This window comes from Streptomyces sp. 4N124, from assembly GCF_052245395.1.
In the GTDB taxonomy this organism is placed as follows: domain Bacteria; phylum Actinomycetota; class Actinomycetes; order Streptomycetales; family Streptomycetaceae; genus Streptomyces.
In genome coordinates this window covers 62,311-78,582 of the sequence record NZ_JBQQBS010000048.1, presented here as the reverse complement: position 1 = coordinate 78,582, position 16,272 = coordinate 62,311, and the positions used below count along the sequence as shown (strand labels likewise).

The following is a 16,272-nucleotide window of genomic DNA, read 5'->3' as shown; positions in this document are numbered from 1 at the left end:
TCCGTTGTGCCGTGGGACCCCGGGCCCGCGTGTCTTACCTTCTGCCCTTCTTCGGATCGACCAGCCCCGCCCGGCGAAGAGCATCGGCCATCGCGCTGTTGCCCGGCGGGGGCGCCTGGCGCGAGCCGCCACCGCCGCCTCCCCGGCCCTGCCGCTGCTGCGGAGGACGCCCACCTCGCTGTCGCCGCTCGCCGCCCTCGCCCTGTCCGCCGCCCTGCGGAGCGGCCTCGTCGTCCAGCCGCAGCGTCAGGGAGATCCGCTTGCGCGGGATGTCGATGTCCAGGACCTTCACCTTGACGATGTCGCCGGGCTTGACCACATCGCGCGGATCCTTGACGAACGTCTTCGACATCGCGGACACATGCACCAGCCCGTCCTGGTGGACACCGACGTCGACGAACGCCCCGAAGGCCGCCACGTTCGTCACGACCCCTTCGAGGACCATCCCGGAGGACAGGTCGGAGATCTTCTCGACGCCCTCCTTGAACGTGGCGGTCTTGAACGCGGGCCGCGGGTCGCGCCCCGGCTTCTCCAGCTCCTTGAGGATGTCGGTGACGGTCGGCAGACCGAAGGTCTCGTCGACGAACTCCTGCGGCTTCAGCGACCGCAGTACAGCCGTGTTGCCGACGAGCGAGTTGACCTCCTGACCGGACGTCTTCACCATCCGCCGTACGACGGGATAGGCCTCGGGGTGAACGCTCGACGCGTCCAGCGGGTCGTCGCCGCCCCGGATCCGCAGGAAGCCCGCGCACTGCTCGTACGCCTTCGGGCCGAGCCGTGCCACGCTCTTCAGCTCGGACCTCGACTTGAACGGGCCGTTGGTGTCACGGTGCGACACGATGTTCTCGGCGAGCCCCGAGGAGATGCCGGACACGCGCGCGAGGAGCGGCGCGGAGGCCGTGTTGACGTCGACCCCGACGCCGTTCACACAGTCCTCGACCACCGCGTCCAGCGAGCGCGACAGCTTCACCTCGGACAGGTCGTGCTGGTACTGGCCGACACCGATCGACTTCGGGTCGATCTTCACCAGCTCGGCCAGCGGGTCCTGGAGCCGGCGCGCGATCGACACCGCACCGCGCAGGGACACATCCATGTCCGGCAGCTCCTGCGAGGCGAAGGCGGAGGCCGAGTACACGGAGGCGCCCGCCTCGGACACCATCACCTTGGTGAGCTTCAACTCCGGGTGCTTGGTGATGAGTTCACCGGCGAGCTTGTCGGTCTCCCGGGACGCCGTGCCGTTGCCGATCGCGATCAGCTCGACCGCGTGCTCCTTCGCCAGTCGCGCCAGCTTGGCGATCGCCTCGTCCCACCGGTTCGCCGGGACGTGCGGGTGGATCACATCGGTCGCCACGACCTTGCCGGTCGCGTCGACGACGGCGACCTTCACGCCCGTACGGAAGCCCGGGTCCAGCCCCAGCGTCGCGCGCGTGCCGGCCGGCGCGGCGAGCAGCAGGTCGCGCAGGTTGGCGGCGAACACGTTGACCGCCTCGTCCTCGGCGGCCGTACGCAGCCGAAGGCGCAGGTCGAGGCCGAGGTGGACGAGGATGCGGGTGCGCCAGGCCCAGCGGACCGTGTCCGTGAGCCACTTGTCGGCGGGACGGCCGCGATCGGTGACGCCGAACTTCGCGGCGACCATCCCCTCGTACGACGACGGCCCGTCCGTGGGCTCCTCCGGCTCCAGGACGAGGTCGAGGACCTCCTCCTTCTCGCCGCGCAGCATGGCGAGGATCCGGTGCGAGGGCAGCTCGGTGAACGGCTCGGCGAAGTCGAAGTAGTCGGAGAACTTGGCGCCCGCCTCCTCCTTGCCCTCGCGCACCTTGGCGGCCAGGCGCCCGCGCACCCACATGCGCTCGCGCAGCTCACCGATCAGGTCGGCGTCCTCCGAGAACCGCTCGGTGAGGATCGCTCGCGCGCCGTCCAGGGCGGCCTGCGGATCGGCGACTCCCTTGTCCGCGTCGACGAACGCCGCCGCCGCGGCCGGCGGCTCGATCGTCGGATCGCCGAGCAGGCCCTCCGCGAGCGGCTCCAGACCGGCCTCACGCGCGATCTGTGCCTTCGTCCGCCGCTTCGGCTTGAACGGCAGGTAGATGTCCTCGAGCCGCGCCTTGGTCTCGGCGCCGCGGATCTGTGCCTCCAGCTCGTCGGTGAGCTTGCCCTGCTCGCGCACCGAGTCGAGGATCGCCGTCCGCCGCTCCTCCAGCTCCCGCAGATAGCGCAGCCGCTCCTCGAGCGTGCGCAGCTGCGCATCGTCGAGCATCTCGGTCGCTTCCTTGCGGTAGCGGGCGATGAAGGGCACCGTCGAACCGCCGTCGAGCAACTCCACGGCAGCCTTGACCTGCCGCTCCCGTACGCCGAGCTCCTCGGCGATCCTGCCTTCGATGGACCCTGCTTCGAGGGACCCGGGTGTCGTCACGATCCCGTACCGCCTTCTCACTGAGGTTGCGCGGCAATTGTGGCAGGTGACACCGACAATCGGGGATCGGGTCGGCACCCCGGCCCTGTCGAGGCGGGCGCGAGGTCCTCAGCGGGCGACATCAGACCCTGCGTCGCCGCGCTCCGCCCGAGGCGCCGCCCAGCAGCCGGGCCAGCGCCCGGAAGGGCAACGTCACCACGGTGGCGATCGCGCCACCGATCTGTCGCAACACGTCCGCAATCGCACGGAGCATGGGCATCCCCTTTCTCTTCCGGCCACGGTGGCCGGGAAAGACCGAGTACCTCGCCCAGGTCACGCCATGCGCCGTGGCCGGTTCAGCCCTTGCCGAACAGATCCCCGGGGAACGCCCCGGCGGCGACCGCGGCGCGGGCGAACCCCGTTGCCAGCTCCGTCAGTCGCTCCACGTCCTCGGCTCCCAGGTGTTCGTAGGGGGCACGGTCCAGCCGGTCGGTCTCCTGCTCGATCTCCGCCCGGAGCGCGACGCCCCGCTCGGTCAGCTCGCCCGCCGCGTCCAGCAGCCCGCGCTCCCGCAGTCGTACCTTCGCCGCGTCCCACTCCTCCTGGCTCCAGCCTCGCGTGCTGAACACCCACTTCGGCGAGAAGCCCTTGCCGGTCGCCGTGTGGGTCACCAGTGCCTGCAGACCGTCGAGCCCGGCCGACACGAGCACGGTGAGATGCCCGTCGCCCCGGTGCTCACGCAGCAGCGTCGCCGCGTGCCAGTACGCCAGATGCGGTTCCTCGGGCACCGGCAGGTCGGCGTGGGCGGCGTACAGCGGCCGGGCGCCGCGCGTACAGGCCTCGGCCGCCCGCAGCGCGAGACGCGCGGCCTCCGCCATCTCCGGCGAGGTGACCACCTGCTCACCCAGGAGACGGCGCAGCGCGGAATCGACCCCACGCGCGCGTGCCGCCAGGACGGCGTCGGGTGAGGCGATCGCCCACACCGCGGGCACATGGCGGGCCACCAGCTCGTACTTGTAGTTGTAGAACGCCGCCGCCACCGTCCCGGGCCCCACCGGACCCAACGCGGCCGCCCGCACGGCGAAGTTGACGGCCCTGGGGTCCGTGACCCCGAGCTCGCCCAGCTCCTTGCCGACCTCGGGTGCGAAGTAGTGCGCGGAGTGCAGGGCGTTGAGCGCGTTGTGGCAGCGCCGACCGGCACGTGGATCGATGGTGGCAACAGTCATGCCGCGAACATTACTGACCGGTCGGTTCGTCCTCCACCGCCCCCTGTCCCAGGGCAGGAAAGGTGGGGAACTCGTCATTGCGGCCATCCCCCGGCTCACCAAGAATCGGAGTCATGGCGCAGCGAACCGTTCTCGTCGTTCTCTTCGACGGCGTGCAGAGTCTCGATGTCACCGGCCCGGTGGAGGTCTTCGCGGGCGCGGAGAAACACACTCCGGGGACGTACCGCATCCGTACGGCGTCCGTGGACGGCGCCCCCGTGCGCACGTCCAGCGGCCTGACCCTCGTACCGGACGGGGCCCTGGACGCCGTACCCGACCCGCACACCCTCCTCGTCCCCGGCGGCCAGGGCACCCGCCGCCCGGACGCGCTTCTCACCGACTGGCTGCGCGAGCACGGCCCGCGCGCCGAACGCCTGGTCTCCGTCTGCACCGGGGCGATCCTGCTCGCCGAGGCGGGCCTCCTGGACGGCCGCCGCGCCACGACCCACTGGGCGTACGCCGACAAGCTGGCCGGCGACCACCCGGCCGTGCGGGTCGACGCCGACCCCATCTACATCCGCGACGGACAGGTCTCCACGTCGGCGGGTGTCACCTCCGGCATCGACCTCGCGCTCGCCCTGGTCGAGGAGGACCTGGGACGCGAGGTGGCCCTGACGATCGCCCGTCACCTGGTGGTCTTCCTGCGCCGTCCGGGAAACCAGGCCCAGTTCAGCGCCCAGCTCGCCGCCCAGACCGCACAGCGCGAACCGCTCCGTGAGGTCCAGCAGTGGATCACCGAGCATCCGGACGCCGATCTGACCGTGGAGGCGCTGGCCGCCCGCGCCCGTCTCTCGCCCCGCCACTTCGCCCGCGCCTTCCAGACCGAGACCGGCATGACACCCGGCCGCTACGTCGACCGCGTCCGCCTCGAACACGCCCGCCGCCTGCTGGAGGACACGAGCGACGGCATCGAGGAGATCTCCCGCATCAGCGGCTACGGCACCCCCGAGGCCATGCGGCGCGCCTTCGTGAAGTCCCTGGGGACGGCCCCGGCCGAGTACCGCCGCCGCTTCCGCCCCGCACCCGCCCACTGAACGCCCGCCGAAAGGAAACCGATGCAGATCGCCCTGGTCGTGTTCGACCGGTTCACCGCCCTCGACGCCGTCGGCCCCTACGAGATCCTGTCCCGCACGCCGGACGCGGAGACCGTCTTCGTCGCCAAGGAGGCCGGACCCGTCCGCTCGGACAACGGAGCCCTCGCGCTCACCGCCGACAAGGCGCTGGCCGAGGTGCCCAGTCCCGACATCGTGGTGGTGGCCGGCGGACCCGGGCAGAGCGCGCTGATGGAGGACGAGCACCTGCTGGACTGGCTGCGCGCGGTCGACGCCACCAGCACCTGGACCACCTCCGTGTGCACGGGCTCCCTGCTGCTCGCCGCCGCCGGACTCCTCCGGGGCCGCCGGGCGACCTCGCACTGGCTGGCGCTGGAGCAGCTGAAGCGGTTCGGCGCCGAACCGACGGGGGAGCGGGTCGTCCTCGACGGCAAGTACGTCACCGCGGCCGGCGTCTCGTCCGGCATCGACATGGCACTCACCCTGCTCGGGCGCATCGCCGGAGACGACCACGCCCAGGCCGTACAACTGGCCACGGAGTACGACCCTCAGCCGCCGTACGACGCCGGGTCACCGCAGAAGGCGCCCGCGCACATCGTCGACGCCCTCCGCGCGCGCGGTCGGTTCATCGTGACGTAGTCCAGGTGAAGCGCGGCGGCCTGCGCTCCAGGAACGCGGCGACGCCCTCCGCGGTGTCGCCGCTGCCGCGCGCCTGCTCGGCCCAGTGCGCGTCGCGGTCGGTGCGTCCGTTCGCGAACTCCTTCGCCGCGGCCTGCGTCAGCTGGGAGCGGGAGACCAGGATCCGGGCGAACTCCGCGACCCGCTTGTCGAGTTCGCCCTCGGGCAGCACCTCGTCGACCAGACCGGTGCGCAGCGCCCGCTCCGCGTCGATCAACTCGCCCGAGAACAGCAGGTACTTGGCCGTCGCCGGACCCACGAGCGACACCAGCCGCCGCGTGGAGGACGCCGGATACACGATCCCCAGCTTCGCCGGCGTCACCCCGAACAGCGCGCCCTCCTCGGCGAACCGCAGATCACAGGCCGCCGCGAGCTGCGAGCCGCCGCCCACACAGTGCCCGCGAACCGCCGCCAGCGTCGGCTTCGGAAACGCGGCCAGCGCCTCCTCCGCACCCACCGCGAGCCCCTGCGCCTCGTCCGGCGACCCCTGGAGCGTGGAGATGTCGGCGCCGGCACAGAACGTCCCGCCCTCACCGGTCAGCACCAGGGCTCGTACGTCCGGGTCGGCGGCCAGCCGGTCGAGCAGCGGCGGCAGCGACCGCCACATGTCGGCTGTCATGGCGTTGCGCTTGGCCGGATGACGGATGACGACGGTGGCCACCGAGTCGATGACACCGTGCAGCAGCTGGGGCTCCATGCGCCGGATGCTATCCGCCCGTACAACCCGAATAGTTTGTGAAGTCGGCACAAGGGGGACAGGAGCAGTCCCACAACTGACCGTGTCATACGCCAACGATCAGAACCGCTCGATACCAGCTGACTTCTGTTCAGTCCTCCGGGCCGCGGCGACCGAATGCCAACACTCAAGATGTGGTGACAATCGAGCGCAAGGGTGGCGACCGGACCATGGATGACCACGGGCGTGGGCCCGGCCCACGCCCAGACGGCGGCACGGAGGGACCCTTCGACAGCCCGCCGCCCGATCCGCTGCCGTACGAGGGGGTCTGGCGGTTCACCGCACCGGCTGTCGACGTGTCGGTCCCGCAGGCCCGGCACGCCGTGCGGGACCTGCTGTTCCGTCAGGGGGTGCCGGTCTCGGACGACCTGGTGCAGGGCCTGCTGCTGATCGTCTCGGAGCTGGTCACGAATGCCGTCCGGCATGCGGCGCTGCTGTCGCCGATGCTCGCCGTGGAGGTCGCCGTGGGCGCCGAGTGGGTGCGGGTGTCGGTGGAGGACAGCCACCCCTACCGCCCCACCGCCCTGGAGGCCGACCACGGCCAGACCGGCGGCCGTGGGCTGCTGCTGGTGCGCGAGATCGCCCGGGAGGCGGGCGGGGTGTGCGACGTCGAGCACACCGCGAGCGGCGGCAAGGTGATCTGGGCCGCCCTGCCGCTCACCCCCGTGCGCGTGCTGTAACCCCGCTCACCAGCCGGCCGACGGGCCCGTCAGCTCCCTGACCGCGGGACGGGCGGCGTCCAGCACGGTCATGAACCAGGAGGAGAAGACGTCCTTCGCGTGCCGCTCCGCCAGCTCGGCGGGGGTCACGAAGGCCGTCGCGCCGACCTCCTCCGGGTCGGGCCGCAGCGGCGCCTGCATCATGCCGACGAAGAGGTGGTTGTACTCCTGCTCCACCAGGCCCGAGGCCGGGTCAGGGTGGTTGTAGCGGACCGTGCCCGCCTCGGCGAGCAGCGAGGGCGAGGCGCCCAGCTCCTCGTACGTCCGCCGGGCCGCCGCCGCGAAGGGGGCCTCGCCCGGGTAGGGGTGGCCGCAGCAGGTGTTGGACCACACGCCGGGGGAGTGGTACTTGCCCAGCGCCCGCTGCTGGAGCAGCAGCCGGCCGTGGTCGTCGAAGAGGAACACGGAGAAGGCGCGGTGCAGCTGCCCCGGCGGCTGATGGGCGGCGAGCTTCTCCGCTGTGCCGATCGTCACGCCCTTCTCGTCGACCAGTTCCAGCAAGATCGCGTCTGCGGTGCCGTTCGACGAGCTGTGCGTCGCGGTGGCAGGTGTGATCGGCATACCCATCCTTCGCATCGGTCTTCGCGCCCCAAGTGTGCCGTACGAATCCGGCACTCCCGGCACTTCGCAGTACGCCCGCATGTCCGCGCCGGGCGCGGGCCGCGGGGCCGTCGCCGGCCGAAGTCCGGGAGAGGGGCCCGGTTGTTGATCGTGCCCGGTGTCCCGAGCGGAGAACCGCCTGGGGTGGGGCTGTGAGAGGGAGGACGCAACCGTGCGCCGGACCGATGCGCTCCACGTGCGCCGGTTACAAACGCGCTGCACACGCGCCGGCTGCGGAGGTGCTTCACCACCCGGTTTCAGTGGCAGAGCCGTGCCTCGTGCTCCGCGTGCCCGCGGGGCTCCAGCTGGAAGGTGCAGTGTTCGACGTCGAAGTGGTCGCCGAGACAGCCCTGGAGCTCGTGCAGCATCTTCTCGTGGCCGATCGCGTTCAGCACGTCGGAGCGCACGACGACGTGCACGGACAGGACCGGCATGCCGGAGGTGATCGTCCAGGCGTGCAGGTCATGGACGTCCTCGACGCCGTCGAGGGCCAGTAGGTGCGCCCGTACCTCCGCCATGTCGACGTCCTTGGGGGCCGACTCCAGCAGGACGTCGAGGGTCTCGCGCAGCAGCTTCATGGTCCGGGGCACGATCATCAGGCCGATGACCAGCGAGGCGATCGGGTCGGCGGCCTGCCAGCCCGTGGTGAGGATCACGGCCGCGGAGATCAGCACCGCGACCGAGCCCAGCGCGTCCGCCGCCACCTCCAGGAACGCGCCGCGCACGTTCAGGCTCTCCTTCTGGCCGCGCATCAGCAGCGTCAGCGACACCAGGTTCGCGACCAGACCGATCAGACCGAACACGATCATCGGGCCGCCCTCGGTGCCGGCCGGCGTGAAGAACCGCTGGATCGCCTCGAACAGCACATAGCCGCCGACCCCGAGCAGCAGCAGACAGTTGGCGAGGGCGGCGAGGATCTCGGCGCGGGCGTACCCGAAGGTGCGCTTGCCGGTGGCCGGGCGGCCCGAGAAGTGGATCGCGAGGAGGGCCATGCCGAGGCCCAGCGCGTCCGTCGCCATGTGCGCCGCGTCGGCGACGAGGGCGAGCGAATCGGCGACGATGCCGCCGACGATCTCGACCACCATGACGCCGAGCGTGATCGACAGCGCGACGCGCAGCCTGCCGCGGTACGCAGCCGTCGCCGTACCGCCGGCGGGTGCGCCGTGCGCATGCCCGTGATCGTGCCCAGCCCCCATGACAGCAGCCCTCCAATATTCCGTCGGGATCACAGTGAACTACGGGCGGGGGGTATGGGGCAACGCGGCACTGAACACCGTTGTCATGTGCCCTGACCTGCGCAAACGAAGTGCAGGTCAGTCGCCAGGCGATCGGTCTGAGTCGCGTGTGGCCGTGCACCGTTCCCTGTCGCGAATATCCGTTCTGCGACCGCGATTTTGTGTCCAGGGCATGCGATCCCCGATGATGATCACGGCAAAGGCGAAGGCAGATCGTGTCGACCGGACCATGAACGGTCGGTGAACACGACCTTCCCATCATCCGATAGCCTCTGCCGACATGCCGCCCGCCTGGTGCAGCCAAGGGGCGTCCCCACCATGTACAGACCGGCGCGGACCGTCGGCATTCTCAGGGAGTGAGTTCGGGTGTCGACCGCCATCCTCACCGGTCAGCCGGTCCCCGGATCGTCGATCGAGGGTGATCTGCGGTCACTCGGCTTCGAGGTGCGGACCGCGTCCGACGCCGCCGACGCGGAGACGCTCCTCGCCGCTGTCCCCGCTGACCAGCGGGTCGCCGTCGTCGACACCCGCTTCGTCGGCCATCTGCACGCCCTGCGCCTCGGCCTCACCGACCCGCGCTTCCCGCTCGCCGCGATCCCGGGTGCCGTGACCGCCCAGCCCGGCGCCCGTCAGGCGCTGACCCGGGCGATGGCCCGCGAGAACTCCGCCGGCGGCGCGCTGCTGGTGGACAGCCTCGCCGACCGCATCGCCGCCGCCCTCGACGCCGACGTGCACCGCCCGGACCTCGGCAGCCTCGTCGCCGCCGTCCCGGCCGATCCGCAGGCCCGCAACGAGGCGCGGCAGGCCGTCGCCGCCGTCGACGACGAGGCCGTACGCCTGAAGTCGGCCGTGAAGGCCCGCGACGGCTTCTTCACGACCTTCTGCATCAGCCCGTACTCGCGCTATCTGGCCCGCTGGTGCGCCCGCCGCGGCCTCACCCCGAACCAGGTCACCACCGCCTCCCTGCTCACCGCGCTCATCGCGGCGGGCTGCGCGGCCACCGGCACCCGGGGCGGATTCATAGCCGCCGGACTGCTGCTCCTCTTCTCCTTCGTCCTGGACTGCACCGACGGACAGCTCGCCCGCTACTCCCTGCAGTACTCGACGCTCGGTGCCTGGCTCGACGCCACGTTCGACCGGGCCAAGGAGTACGCCTACTACGCGGGCCTCGCCCTCGGCGCGGCCCGGGGCGGCGACGACGTATGGGCCCTGGCGCTGGGCGCGATGATCCTCCAGACCTGCCGGCACGTCGTCGACTTCTCCTTCAACGAGGCGAACCACGACGCCACCGCCAACACCAGCCCCACCGCGGCCCTTTCGGGCAAGCTCGACAGCGTCGGCTGGACGGTCTGGGTGCGCCGGATGATCGTCCTGCCGATCGGCGAGCGCTGGGCGATGATCGCGGTCCTGACGGCAGTCACCACTCCCCGCATCACCTTCTACGCGCTGCTCATCGGCTGCGCCTTCGCGGCGACGTACACCACGGCGGGCCGGGTGCTGCGCTCGCTGACGCGCAAGGCCCAGCGGACCGGCCGGGCGGCGCAGGCGCTCGCGGATCTGGCGGACTCCGGTCCGCTGACCGAACTGGTCCTTCGCGCGGGGCGTGGCACTTTTCCCCGTGGTGGTTATTACGCCGCTTTTGCCGGCGGTCTCCTGGTGGTGATCTCCGCCGCACTTTGGGGCGCCGGATGGCAGACCGTTCTGTGTGCCCTCGCCTACGTCGTCCTGTCCGCCGTCGCCGTCCAGAACCGGCTCAAAGGCGCTCTGGACTGGCTGATTCCGCCTTTCTTCCGTGCCGCTGAATACGGGACCGTCCTCATCCTGGCAGCTGAATCAGAGGTGAACGGGGCGCTTCCCGCGGCTTTCTGCCTGGTGGCCGCTGTCGCCTACCATCACTACGACACGGTCTATCGCATCCGCGGCAACGCCGGCGCCCCGCCGAAGTGGCTGGTGCGGGCGGTCGGCGGGCACGAGGGCCGGACGCTGGTGGTCGTCGTGCTGGCCGCGCTGCTCACCGGCGCGCAGTTCGAGGTCGCGCTCACGGTCCTCGCCGGGGCCGTCGCCCTGGTGGTGCTCGTCGAGAGCATCCGCTTCTGGGTGACCTCTCATCTGGGAGGCGCACCCGCCGTACACGACGAAGGAGAACCCGCATGATCGGCCTCGTGCTGGCGGCAGGCGCCGGACGGCGTCTGCGCCCCTACACCGACACCTTGCCGAAGGCACTGGTGCCGGTGGGGCCCGCGGGCATCGAGGGCGAACCGACCGTGCTGGACCTCACCCTCGCCAACTTCGCCGAGATCGGCCTCACCGAGGCCGCGGTCATCGTCGGCTACCGCAAAGAAGCCGTGTACGAGCGCAAGGCGGCCCTCGAGGCGAAGTACGGCCTCACGCTCACGCTCATCGACAACGACAAGGCCGAGGAGTGGAACAACGCCTACTCCCTGTGGTGCGGCCGTGATGCGCTCAAGGACGGCGTGATCCTCGCCAACGGCGACACCGTCCACCCGGTCTCCGTCGAGAAGACGCTGCTCGCCGCCCGCGGTAACGGCAAGAAGATCATCCTGGCCCTCGACGCGGTGAAGTCGCTTGCGGACGAGGAGATGAAGGTCGTCGTGGACCCCGAGAAGGGCGTCCAGAAGATCACCAAGCTGATGGACCCCGCCGAGGCCACCGGCGAGTACATCGGGGTCACGCTCATCGAGGGCGACGCCGCCCCCGAGCTGGCCGACGCGCTGAAGACCGTCTGGGAGACCGACCCGCAGCAGTTCTACGAGCACGGCTACCAGGAGCTGGTGAACCGCGGCTTCCGTATCGACGTGGCGCCGATCGGCGAGGTCGACTGGGTCGAGATCGACAACCACGACGATCTCGCCCGGGGACGGGAGATCGCGTGCCGCTACTGACCAGGCTCATCCCCTCACCGGTCGTCGTCGACATCCGCCCGGGTGCCCTCGACGACCTGGGCGACGTGCTCGCCGACGAGCGCATCTCGCACTCCGGCAAGCTCGCCGTCGCGGTCAGCGGCGGCTCCGGCGCCAAGCTGCGTGAGCGCATCGCCCCCTCGCTGCCCGGCGCCACCTGGTACGAGGTGGACGGCGGCACCCTCGACGACGCGATCCGGCTGGCCGCCGAGATGAAGGCCGGCCACTACGACGCGGTCGTCGGGCTCGGCGGCGGCAAGATCATCGACTGCGCCAAGTTCGCCGCGGCGCGGGTCGGCCTGCCGCTGGTCGCCGTACCGACCAACCTCGCGCACGACGGCCTCTGTTCGCCGGTCGCCACCCTCGACAACGACGCGGGCCGCGGCTCGTACGGCGTGCCCAACCCGATCGCCGTCGTCATCGACCTGGACGTGATCCGCGAGGCGCCTGCCCGGTTCGTGCGCGCCGGCATCGGCGACGCGATCTCCAACATCTCGGCGATCGCGGACTGGGAACTCGCGGTCCGCGTCAAGGGCGAGAAGATCGACGGCCTCGCCGCGGCCATGGCCCGCCAGGCCGGCGAGGCCGTGCTCCGGCACCCCGGCGGCATCGGGGACAACGACTTCCTCCAGGTGCTCGCCGAGGCGCTGGTGCTCAGCGGCATCGCCATGTCCGTGTCGGGCGACTCCCGCCCCTCCTCCGGGGCCTGCCACGAGATCAACCACGCCTTCGACCTGCTTCACCCGCGTCGCGCCGCCGCCCACGGCGAGCAGTGCGGCCTGGGCGCCGCCTTCGCGATGTGGCTGCGCGGAGCCCACGAGGAGTCGGTCCACATGGCCGAGGTGCTGCGCCGGCACGGACTGCCGGTGCTGCCGGAGGAGATCGGCTTCACGACCGAGGAGTTCATCGAGGTCGTGAAGTTCGCCCCGCAGACCCGGCCCGGCCGCTACACGATCCTCGAACACCTCGACCTCACCACCGACCAGATCAAGGACACCTACGCCGACTATGTCAAGGCCATCGGTAGCTGAACTCCGCCCGGTCGTGCACCCCGCCGGGGTCAAGGACCGGCGCAGCGGTGAGCACTGGGCGGGACGCCTCTACATGCGCGAGGTGTCCCTGCGGATCACGCGTTCCCTGGTGAACACCAAGGTCACGCCCAACCAGCTCACGTACCTGATGACCCTCTGCGGCGTGCTCGCGGCCCCCGCCCTGCTGGTGCCGGGGATCGCGGGCGCCTTGCTCGGCGTGCTGATGGTCCAGCTCTATCTGCTGCTCGACTGCGTCGACGGCGAAGTGGCGCGCTGGAAGCAGCAGTTCTCGCTCGGCGGGGTCTACCTGGACCGGGTCGGTGCCTATCTGTGCGATGCCGCCGTGCTCGTCGGTTTCGGCCTGCGCGCCGCCGACCTGTGGGGCTCCGGGCGCATCGACTGGCTGTGGGCGTTCCTCGGCACCCTGGCCGCTCTCGGCGCGATCCTGATCAAGGCCGAGACCGACCTCGTCGGCGTCGCCCGCCATCAGGGCGGACTGCCGCCGGTCAAGGAGGCGGCGTCCGAGCCGCGTTCCTCCGGAATGGCGCTGGCCCGCAGAGCGGCCGCGGCCCTGAAGTTCCACCGGCTGGTGCTCGGTATCGAGGCGTCGCTGCTGATCCTGGTCCTGGCCGTGCTGGACACGATGCGCGGCGACCTGTTCTTCTCCCGGCTCGGCGTCGCGGTGCTGGCCGGCATCGCGCTGCTGCAGACCTTGCTGCACCTGGTGTCCATCCTCGTGTCGAGCAGGCTCCGGTGAGCCCCGGGATGAAGGCCGGGGCGGTCATCATCACCATGGGCAACCGCCCCGAGGAGCTCAGGGCCCTGCTCGACTCGGTCGCCAAGCAGGACGGCGACCCGGTCGAGGCGGTCGTCGTCGGCAACGGCTCGCCCGTCCCCGACGTCCCCGACGGCGTCCGCACGATCGAGCTGCCGGAGAACCTCGGCATCCCCGGCGGCCGCAACGTCGGTATCGAGGCCTTCGGGCCCAGCGGCCGTGATGTCGACATATTGCTCTTTCTCGACGACGACGGCCTGCTCGCCCACCACGACACCGCCGAGCTGTGCCGCCAGGCCTTCGCGGCCGACCCGAAGCTCGGCATCATCAGCTTCCGCATCGCCGACCCGGACACCGGCGAGACCCAGCGCCGCCATGTGCCCAGGCTGCGCGCCTCCGACCCGCTGCGCTCCTCCCGGGTCACCACGTTCCTCGGCGGCGCCAACGCCGTACGCACCCAGGTCCTCGCCGAAGTCGGCGGGCTCCCGGACGAATTCTTCTACGCACACGAGGAAACCGACCTCGCATGGCGGGCCCTCGACGCGGGCTGGATGATCGACTACCGGTCCGACATGGTGCTGTACCACCCCACGACCGCGCCCTCGCGGCACGCGGTCTACCACCGCATGGTCGCCCGCAACCGCGTATGGCTCGCCCGCCGCAACCTCCCCGCGCCCCTGGTCCCCGTCTACCTCGGCGTCTGGATGCTGCTCACCCTGCTGCGCCGCCCCACGCGGCCCGCGCTCAGGGCATGGTTCGGCGGGTTCCGGGAAGGCTGGACGACCGAGTGCGGGCCCCGCAGGCCCATGAAGTGGCGTACGGTGTGGCGGCTGACTCGACTGGGCCGACCCCCCGTCATCTGACAAGCTCGGTCCTGAGAGCACCCGGCCGTCACCCACGGCCGCCGGCTCATGCCCTGCCCGCACAGGCTGCGCATCTCGAAGACGAAAGTTTCTTTTGGTGAGTGAGACAACGCACGACGGTGGAGTCGCGGTGAGCGCGGCTCCGTCGCCCGACGAGCGACTGACCGCGGCCCAGCTCGCCGCGAAGTACGGACTGTCCGTGAGCGGCGCCCGCCCCTCACTCGTGGAATACGTCCGCCAGCTCTGGGACCGGCGTCACTTCATCCTCGCCTTTTCCCGGGCGAAGCTGACCGCCCAGTACAGCCAGGCGAAGCTCGGCCAGCTCTGGCAGGTGGTCACCCCGCTGCTGAACGCGGCCGTGTACTTCTTCATCTTCGGCGTCATCCTCGAGGCCGACCGGGGCATGTCCCGCGAGGTGTACATCCCGTTCCTGGTCACCGGCGTCTTCGTGTTCAGCTTCACACAGAGCTCGGTGCTGGCGGGTGTCCGCGCGATCTCCGGCAACCTCGGCCTGGTCCGCGCCCTGCACTTCCCGCGCGCCTCGCTGCCGGTGTCCTTCGCGCTCCAGCAGCTTCAGCAGCTGCTCTACTCGATGATCGTGCTGTTCGCCATCACCATGGTCTTCGGCAGCTTCCCGGACATGTCCTGGCCGCTGATCGTCCCGGCGCTCGCCCTGCAGTTCCTCTTCAACACCGGCCTCGCGCTGATCATGGCCCGGGCCGGCTCCAAGACCCCGGACCTCGCGCAGCTGATGCCGTTCGTGATGCGTACGTGGATGTACGCGTCCGGCGTGATGTACTCCATCCCGATCATGCTGGCCGACAAGCCCCAGTGGATCGCCAACGTCCTGCAGTGGAACCCGGCCGCCATCTACATGGACCTGATGCGCTTCGCGCTCATCGACGGCTACGGCTCCGAGAGCCTCCCGGACCATGTGTGGGCGGCCGCGCTCGGCTGGGCCGTGCTGCTCGCCGTCGGCGGCTTCGTCTACTTCTGGAAGGCGGAGGAGAGGTACGGCCGTGGCTGAGCACCCGAGGGACGAGCTGATCCCCACCGTCATCGCCGACGACCTGCACATCGTCTACCGCGTCAACGGCGCCAAGACCGGCAAGGGCAGCGCCACCGCAGCGCTCAGCCGCATACTCAAGCGCGGCGAGGAACGCGGAGTGCGCAAGGTGCACGCCGTGCGCGGCGTGTCCTTCGTCGCCTACCGCGGCGAGGCCATCGGCCTGATCGGCTCCAACGGTTCCGGCAAGTCGACACTGCTGCGCGCCATCGCCGGCCTGCTCCCCGCCGAGAGCGGCAAGGTCTTCACCGACGGCCAGCCCTCCCTGCTCGGGGTGAACGCGGCCCTGATGAACGACCTCACCGGCGAGCGGAACGTCATATTGGGCGGGCTCGCCATGGGCATGTCCCGTGAGGAGATCAAGGAGCGTTACCAGCAGATCGTCGACTTCTCCGGCATCAACGAGAAGGGCGACTTCATCACCCTGCCCATGCGCACCTACTCCTCCGGCATGGCGGCCCGGCTGCGCTTCTCCATCGCCGCCGCCAAGGACCACGACGTCCTGATGATCGATGAGGCGCTGGCCACCGGCGACCGCAAGTTCCAGAAGCGCTCCGAGGAACGCATCCGTGAACTGCGCAAGGAAGCCGGCACCGTGTTCCTCGTCAGTCACAACAACAAGTCGATCCGCGACACCTGCAACCGCGTCCTGTGGCTGGAACGCGGCGAGCTGCGCATGGACGGACCTACCGAAGAGGTCATCAAGGAGTACGAGAAGTTCACGGGCAAGTAGTCCACCCGGACCCGGGCGAAAAGCCCATCACGCTTCCCAGGGCCCCGCAGGAACCCTTCCGGCGGGGCTCCGCGTCTGCAAAGGAAACGTCAACTTCGGTCGACCCTAGGAATCTTGATGCCAATCGGTGTGTTCTTGTGATGCGCAGGACACCCCGACGGTCCATGTTGCGTTGTACAACGTAAGCTGTACCGGTCCCGATAAGC

General features: G+C 70.4%; 16 protein-coding genes. 10 read left to right on the top strand and 6 right to left on the bottom strand.

The window, feature by feature from the left end; translation table 11 throughout:
* Window positions 1-34: 34 nt before the first annotated feature.
* From ACTWQO_RS35840 to ACTWQO_RS35830, 3 genes are all read right to left on the bottom strand, one after another.
* Window positions 35-2,413, bottom strand: coding sequence for a Tex family protein (locus tag ACTWQO_RS35840; protein WP_443241551.1), 2,379 nt, complete (start codon window positions 2,411-2,413; stop codon window positions 35-37).
* A 121-nt stretch (window positions 2,414-2,534) separates the two neighbouring features.
* Window positions 2,535-2,666, bottom strand: coding sequence for an LPFR motif small protein (locus ACTWQO_RS35835; protein ID WP_268867491.1), 132 nt, complete (start codon window positions 2,664-2,666; stop codon window positions 2,535-2,537).
* An 82-nt stretch (window positions 2,667-2,748) separates the two neighbouring features.
* The gene (locus ACTWQO_RS35830; protein WP_443241550.1) at window positions 2,749-3,618 is read right to left on the bottom strand and encodes an SCO6745 family protein; all 870 of its coding nucleotides are present in this window, start codon (window positions 3,616-3,618) and stop codon (window positions 2,749-2,751) included.
* 113 nt (window positions 3,619-3,731) lie between these two features.
* Here ACTWQO_RS35830 and ACTWQO_RS35825 point away from each other — a divergent pair, with 113 nt between their 5' ends.
* Window positions 3,732-4,691, top strand: a complete 960-nt coding sequence (locus tag ACTWQO_RS35825; protein WP_443241549.1) for a GlxA family transcriptional regulator — start codon at window positions 3,732-3,734, stop codon at window positions 4,689-4,691.
* Between the two features lie 21 nt (window positions 4,692-4,712).
* On the top strand, window positions 4,713-5,348 hold the full coding sequence (locus tag ACTWQO_RS35820) for a DJ-1/PfpI family protein (RefSeq protein ID WP_443241548.1): 636 nt from the start codon (window positions 4,713-4,715) through the stop codon (window positions 5,346-5,348).
* Here the strand turns inward: ACTWQO_RS35820 and ACTWQO_RS35815 are convergent.
* Window positions 5,335-6,084, bottom strand: a complete 750-nt coding sequence (locus tag ACTWQO_RS35815) for an enoyl-CoA hydratase/isomerase family protein (protein ID WP_443241547.1) — start codon at window positions 6,082-6,084, stop codon at window positions 5,335-5,337. The two genes, ACTWQO_RS35820 and ACTWQO_RS35815, sit on opposite strands and share 14 nt — an antisense overlap.
* A gap of 209 nt (window positions 6,085-6,293) precedes the next feature.
* Between ACTWQO_RS35815 and ACTWQO_RS35810 the strand changes: the two genes are divergently transcribed.
* Window positions 6,294-6,803 (top strand): ATP-binding protein, encoded by a 510-nt coding sequence (locus ACTWQO_RS35810; protein ID WP_443241555.1) that lies wholly within the window; start codon window positions 6,294-6,296, stop codon window positions 6,801-6,803.
* Window positions 6,804-6,809: 6 nt separating this feature from the next.
* Here the strand turns inward: ACTWQO_RS35810 and idi are convergent, their stop codons facing one another.
* Together idi and ACTWQO_RS35800 are read right to left on the bottom strand one after the other, a co-directional pair.
* On the bottom strand, window positions 6,810-7,403 hold the full coding sequence (gene idi / locus ACTWQO_RS35805) for an isopentenyl-diphosphate Delta-isomerase (RefSeq protein WP_210575369.1): 594 nt from the start codon (window positions 7,401-7,403) through the stop codon (window positions 6,810-6,812).
* Window positions 7,404-7,699: 296 nt separating this feature from the next.
* Window positions 7,700-8,638: a cation diffusion facilitator family transporter gene (locus tag ACTWQO_RS35800; RefSeq protein ID WP_443241546.1), complete on the bottom strand. Its 939-nt coding sequence runs from the start codon at window positions 8,636-8,638 to the stop codon at window positions 7,700-7,702.
* 405 nt (window positions 8,639-9,043) lie between these two features.
* Between ACTWQO_RS35800 and ACTWQO_RS35795 the strand changes: the two genes are divergently transcribed.
* The 7 genes from ACTWQO_RS35795 to ACTWQO_RS35765 all read left to right on the top strand — a co-directional run bounded on the left by ACTWQO_RS35795 (window position 9,044) and on the right by ACTWQO_RS35765 (window position 16,066).
* A complete protein-coding gene (locus tag ACTWQO_RS35795; protein ID WP_443241545.1) occupies window positions 9,044-10,831 on the top strand; it encodes a DUF5941 domain-containing protein in 1,788 nt (595 codons plus the stop codon).
* On the top strand, window positions 10,828-11,580 hold the full coding sequence (locus tag ACTWQO_RS35790; protein WP_443241544.1) for a phosphocholine cytidylyltransferase family protein: 753 nt from the start codon (window positions 10,828-10,830) through the stop codon (window positions 11,578-11,580). Before ACTWQO_RS35795 ends, ACTWQO_RS35790 begins: the two co-directional genes overlap by 4 nt.
* Window positions 11,568-12,629 (top strand): iron-containing alcohol dehydrogenase family protein, encoded by a 1,062-nt coding sequence (locus tag ACTWQO_RS35785; protein ID WP_443241543.1) that lies wholly within the window; start codon window positions 11,568-11,570, stop codon window positions 12,627-12,629. The genes ACTWQO_RS35790 and ACTWQO_RS35785 overlap by 13 nt, the downstream gene beginning before the upstream one ends.
* The gene (locus tag ACTWQO_RS35780; RefSeq protein ID WP_443241542.1) at window positions 12,607-13,386 is read left to right on the top strand and encodes a CDP-alcohol phosphatidyltransferase family protein; all 780 of its coding nucleotides are present in this window, start codon (window positions 12,607-12,609) and stop codon (window positions 13,384-13,386) included. Before ACTWQO_RS35785 ends, ACTWQO_RS35780 begins: the two co-directional genes overlap by 23 nt.
* An 8-nt stretch (window positions 13,387-13,394) precedes the next feature.
* Complete coding sequence (locus ACTWQO_RS35775) at window positions 13,395-14,267, top strand: glycosyltransferase family 2 protein (protein WP_443241554.1); 873 nt, start codon at window positions 13,395-13,397, stop codon at window positions 14,265-14,267.
* Window positions 14,268-14,364: 97 nt separating this feature from the next.
* Entirely contained in the window at window positions 14,365-15,294 is a 930-nt protein-coding gene (locus ACTWQO_RS35770) for an ABC transporter permease (RefSeq protein ID WP_443241541.1), read from the top strand.
* Window positions 15,287-16,066 (top strand): ABC transporter ATP-binding protein, encoded by a 780-nt coding sequence (locus ACTWQO_RS35765; protein WP_443241540.1) that lies wholly within the window; start codon window positions 15,287-15,289, stop codon window positions 16,064-16,066. The genes ACTWQO_RS35770 and ACTWQO_RS35765 overlap by 8 nt, the downstream gene beginning before the upstream one ends.
* The last annotated feature ends 206 nt before the right edge of the window (window positions 16,067-16,272 follow it).